Annotated in this window: 3 protein-coding genes and 1 pseudogene; all 4 read left to right on the forward strand. The window is 51.0% G+C overall.

The window, feature by feature from the left end:
* Window positions 1-316 precede the first annotated feature (316 nt).
* Complete coding sequence (locus IQ268_RS31780; protein ID WP_193887456.1) at window positions 317-934, forward strand: Uma2 family endonuclease; 618 nt, start codon at window positions 317-319, stop codon at window positions 932-934.
* Between the two features lie 65 nt (window positions 935-999).
* Window positions 1,000-1,542, forward strand: a complete 543-nt coding sequence (locus tag IQ268_RS31785; protein ID WP_193887458.1) for a HEAT repeat domain-containing protein — start codon at window positions 1,000-1,002, stop codon at window positions 1,540-1,542.
* A 9-nt stretch (window positions 1,543-1,551) separates the two neighbouring features.
* Window positions 1,552-2,979, forward strand: a complete 1,428-nt coding sequence (locus IQ268_RS31790; RefSeq protein WP_193887460.1) for a hypothetical protein — start codon at window positions 1,552-1,554, stop codon at window positions 2,977-2,979.
* A 92-nt stretch (window positions 2,980-3,071) separates the two neighbouring features.
* Window positions 3,072-4,561 (forward strand): annotated as a pseudogene (gene istA / locus IQ268_RS31795) (IS21 family transposase); the annotation flags it as partial.

A 4,561-nucleotide genomic window follows, 5' to 3' on the forward strand; every position in this document is an offset into this window, starting at 1 on the left:
TGACAACCTTGCGATCTCAAAATCGCCCAGTGTTAGATTACTTGGTTGAGGCATGTCGGGCTGCTCGCCAGGGAGAACCTGTTCCATCCTTGCTGCCTACTGATACCCCCACCCCGTGAACGATTACCTTTTTTCTTGGGTGCCATAGTGCGGTCTCCTGAATTACTGGGATTTTAGACCGCTTACACAAAATTCAGAACAGTCTCACTTAGGTTGAACTCCAGCAGATGCTCAGCCTTCATTGCCCTGACGAAGGATAATAGAGCATCCTTGCTAAACTGGGAGGAACAGCGATCGCACAGTGGAGCTTCAGGCTATGGTTCAAGCCGTTCCTCAACTGATGACTTTGGAGGAGTTTCTGGATTGGTATCCAGATGGCTATGGTCGGTATGAACTTTGGAATGGGGTCGTGATTGAAATGCAACCAACCGGACCCCATGAACAAGTGGGTGGGTTTCTAGCAGGTGAATTGTTTCTAGAAACCCGGCGATTGCAATTACCCTACTTCATCCCCCGACAGGCGATTGTGAGACCTGCTGAAACCGATAAGTCGGGCTATAACCCAGATGTCATTGTTCTAGATCAGACAGCTCTGGAGAATGAGCCACTTTGGAAAGCGCGATCAACGATTATACAGGGAGTATCTGTCCAGGTTGTCATTGAAGTCGTGAGTACGAACTGGCGGGATGATTACGGGCATAAGTTCATTGATTATGAGGCATTGCAGATGCCAGAGTACTGGGTGGTTAACTATTTAGGGTTAGGGGGTCGGCGCTACATCGGCTCTCCGAAGCAACCCACCTTCTCTGTGTATCAGTTGGTGGATGGAGAATATCAGGGGCAACAATTTCGGGGGAGCGATCGTATTATCTCCGCCGCGTTTCCAGAGCTAAATCTAACAGCAGAACAAGTTTTTGCAGCAGGCAGAGGTTAGGATGTTCGGAATGGATGGCTTAAACTTTGAATAAGAAATAACGGTTAGCCGCGACGGGTTAATAGATGCCAGCTTTATTCGGAGTAAACGGCACACGCATGGTTCGACGGGTGTTGCCGACATTAACTATTCTGGCAATCGTACCGCTTATCGCAACTATTAGTTATGGGCAAAGTTGTACGCCTGATGCCTTGCGACAAACAGTTGCACAGCTTCCAGATCATCAAAAGCGCTCAGATGCCCAAAAGACCTTAATCCAGTGTGGTGAGCTATCTGCTGTGCCGCTGGCAGAGTCTCTCAGTAGCCCGGATGCTGGCTTGCGCCTCTACACGGTTCAGACGTTGGGACAGATGGGCTGGAATGCGGAAGCCGTTGTGCCCAATCTGCTGGCAGTGATTCAGGAGGATGCCAATACTCAGATTCGTCATAATGCGGTTATCGCCCTGGATCAGATTGTGCGTGGTGGTGAAGCCGATCTCAAGCAGTTGCAGGGCTGGCAAATTCAGGAAATTCAGCCGCTAATTGACCTCAAACAACGCTTAGATGAGGTACGAACTGCACTAAGTGATGATGAAACCAATTGGACAACCAAAGCGGCTGATCGCTAGACTCTACGTTTGTTAAGCCGCTTTCTAGACAATCGCCTAAGTCCATTAACGGAACAACCCACCTATCAAATCCTGTTATGGGGACAGAATAATCCCTGGATGGTCTTGATTGGGGTGGGAGTAATCGCCCTCACCACGGTCTACGGGACAGTGTTCTGGTTGCGCCCATTTTGGCTGCTGAAGTTGGGGGATGGGGTCATTGAGGCGATCGCCAATCTTCCCCAGGTTGGAACTGCCCTGAGTGGGGTGTTGAAGACATTGGTGCCGTTGAAATATCATCCCCGTGTGCTGGATGCTTGGGTTGAGCAGCACTGGCAGGACGCGAAGGCAGGATTCTTGAAGTTGGATACTGTTAAGGATCGGCAAATTCATATTCCTCTGTCAGTCCGCCTGGATGGAACCGCGTCGAATCAACTGAGCAGCAAAGATTTGAGTCCGACCTTTCAACAAAAAACAGCCGTACTGCTGATTACTGGCGAAGGAGGAGCCGGAAAAACCAGTCTGACCTGTCAAATTGCCCTATGGGGGCTGGAGAAATGTTTTGTGGCTCATCGCTTATTGCCAGTGTTAATCGAAACCGAGTTGGACGACAGGAGGACTTTACTTGAGGCAATTGGAGGACAACTTAAAGCCTTAATCAACCAGCAAGACGACATCCCTCCAGATCTGCTACAAAAGCTCCTCCAACACCGGCGCATTCTGGTCATTGTTGATCATCTGTCAGAGATGAGCGAAACGACTCGTCAGCAGGTGACACCAGAGTTAGCAGGGTTTCCAGCGAAAGCACTCACTGTCACCTCTCGATTAGAGGAACCTTTGGGCAAGGTTCCCAAAACCGTATTGAAACCGTTGCAAATTGAAGCCAATCGCCTGTGGCCCTTCATGTCTGCCTATCTAAAATCGATCCACAAGCAAGACTTGTTTGTAGATGATGAATATTCCGATGCCTGCGATCGCCTTCGTCGCATTGCAGGAGAGCGCAGCATCACTGTGCTACTAGCGCGGCTCTACATTGATCATATGATTCAGGAACGGGAGGGAGCGGGGGGCATCTTGCCAGATTCAGTCCCCAAGCTGATGCTCAGCTACTTAAATCGGCTAAATCAAAACATTGACTCCAGCCAAAAGCGAGATGACCTGGAAGTGCAACGGGACGCTCAGATTGTGGCATGGGAATGTTTGAGACACACCTATCGACCAACATTGGTGAAGAAAGAGGATGCGATCGCCGCTCTGAAGCATCAGGAAGCAACTGACGATGCCAAAGCCCGGTTGGACTATCTGGGACATCGATTGCAGGTATTGCAATCACCAGAACCAAAAGACAAGATTCGCATCATTCTTGACCCACTGGCAGAGTATCTGGCGGCAATTATTAAACGACAATGTCATTGGCGGGTGACGGCGATGCCCTTGGCGGTTTGTCATCGTGCATAGTTGAGATCGCAAACTGCAATTTAGAGCGCAAATCGCGACTCCAAATAAAAAGACACTATTGGGCAATTCCTGTGGAAAAGGAGATGCCAATAGTGCCTGGAAAAACAATTAAAAGTTATCAACTACGAGTGTACATGAACGGACGAAAAATCGGCTTAACGCAGGTCGATGCCGCTTCCATTGCCGAGTTTTCAGAACGAACGGCACAACGCATTGAAGCAGGTGAGCATCAACCCAAGCGAGGACAACAACCAGAGCGGAGCAAGCCCGACCCGCTCAAAGGCGTTTGGGAGGACGAGTTGGAACCGATGTTGCAGCAGCAACCGCGCCTCAAACCGATGACGCTCTTTGAGTATCTGCAACAGAAATACCCTGGCAAATACCCGAACGTATTGCGAACATTGCAACGACGAGTGGCTCATTGGCGCGTGCTGCATGGGGCATCGCCAGAGGTGATGTTTGAGTTGCGTCATGAACCGGGGGGAATGGGATTTTCAGACTTCACCGAACTCAAAGGGATTGAGATCACGATAAACGGTAAGCCGTTTGAGCACTTAATCTACCACTATCGCTTGGGCTATAGCGGGTGGCAGTATGCCCAAATTATCCAGGGCGGGGAAAGCTTTGTTGCCCTATCTGAGGGATTGCAAAATGCCTTGAGTGCTTGCGAGGGCGTGCCCAAACAGCATCGCACCGATAGCCTGAGTGCAGCGTATCGCAACAGTGGGGGCAAAGGGCAAGCAGTGACACAACTGTACGACCAGTTGTGTCAGCACTACCGGATGCAGCCGACGCGCAACAATCGGGGCATTGCACACGAAAACGGCAGCATTGAGTCCCCTCATGGGCACCTAAAGAACCGCATTGAGCAAACCTTGTTACTGCGAGGCAGCTTTGACTTTGCCAATGCCAGTGAGTACCAGGCAATGATTGATGCGGCGGTAGCGGGCTTAAACGTGCAGTGACAAGAGAAGTTTGAGGCTGAGAAACCGTTTCTGCAACCGTTGCCCAAGTACCGGGTTGCCGACTACGAAGTCGTCAGTGCCAAGGTCAGTTCGCGCAGCACCATTGAGGTGCGCTCTATCCTGTACAGTGTTCCCTCCCGCTTAATCGGTCGCACCTTAGAGTTGCACCTGTATCACGACCGCATCATTGGCTACTGGGGACAGCAGGTAGTGGTAGAACTGCCCCGAGTGCGCTCGCTTGACCCGACCAAACGGCGGGCTCGTTGCATCAACTACCGCCATGTGATTGAGGGGCTGCGGCGAAAACCAAGGGCGTTCCTTTACTGCACCTGGCAGCAAGAGTTGTTGCCCAATGACCACTACCGAGAGCTATGGGCGCAACTGAAGGCGCAGTTTGAGCTAGACAGTGCGGCACTGCTGATGGTCGAAGCCCTTTATATCGCTGCAACCCAGGACAAAGAAGCCAGGGTGGCAGACTATCTCGAAGCCCAACTCGCCGCACAGTCCCTGACGTTGATGCGCTTACAGCAACACTTTCAACTGCTTAGTCCCGCACCCTTACCCACCTTGAAAGTAACCCAACACGAGCTATCCACCTATGACCAACTCCTGCCCAC

Source organism: Oculatella sp. LEGE 06141 (assembly GCF_015207605.1).
GTDB lineage: Bacteria > Cyanobacteriota > Cyanobacteriia > Elainellales > Elainellaceae > Oculatella.